The sequence below is a fragment of the Enterocloster alcoholdehydrogenati genome (genome assembly GCF_013282095.1).
Taxonomy (GTDB): domain Bacteria; phylum Bacillota; class Clostridia; order Lachnospirales; family Lachnospiraceae; genus Enterocloster; species Enterocloster alcoholdehydrogenati.
This window is the reverse complement of the sequence record NZ_BLTJ01000041.1, coordinates 1-816: the sequence shown is the minus strand read 5'-3', so window position 1 is coordinate 816 and position 816 is coordinate 1. Positions and strand designations below refer to the sequence as shown.

The 816-nt window shown below is 52.1% G+C and carries 1 protein-coding gene; it reads right to left on the bottom strand.

Features of this window, described 5'->3' with window-relative positions; all coding sequences use genetic code 11:
* Positions 1-38: 38 nt before the first annotated feature.
* Positions 39-816: ATP-binding protein (locus tag HW447_RS17810; RefSeq protein WP_308464106.1), on the bottom strand; the 778-nt coding region annotated here is incomplete at its 5' end.

Here is an 816-nt window from a genome sequence, read left to right as displayed (position 1 = left end):
GCATTACCCCGGCCGGAGGTTCCAGCTCCTTTCATTTTTTATCTTCTCATTTTCTGTATCCCTGAAATCAGGTTCTTCCGGTTTTCTGCCGCTATGACATCTCGGATTGATTCTTCAGGGAACGGGATTTGATAAGTGCGTTCCTTCATCCGGTTTACAATCCGCTCATCATACCTCAAATCCTCCAGGCTGGAATTGCTGGTAAAAATCGTAGGCAGCTTATCCTGATACCGCCCGTTGATAATGGCATAAAAGCGCTCCCCTATCCAGTCTTTGGGGATCTCTGTCCCGAAGTCGTCGATCACCAGCACTTCCACCGTTGCCAGAGCGTCCAGAAGATCACTTTCCTTCCGGTCCCGGTCATCCCAGGTCGCCTTGATCTCCTGAACGATCCGCATGGATCCGGAGAACCTGACCTGCATCCGGTACCTGCGTATCAGTTCGTTGGCTATGCTTGCTGCCATCCTCGTTTTCCCTGACCCTTTTGTATCAGAGTACAGGTACAGACCCATTCCGGCAGCTTTCATGTCCTCCAGGTTATCCAGATAGTATTTGACCGCTGCACACGCCTGCCTTATGGTTTTCCTGCTGTCCTCTTTCCGGTACACGTCCAGGCAGAATGTATTGAGCTCCATGTCTGCAAAAGCCTCTGGGATATTGGCGAAAGACAGCTTGCGCTCCATGATCTGGCGTTCTACCAGACCGCACTCACACCGACGCCCATACTCTATGCCTTCCGCATCGCGCCAGTACACCCAGCCGGTCCCATGACATTCAGGGCATTCAGAACCCTGTGAAATCTTCCCCGGCATCTTC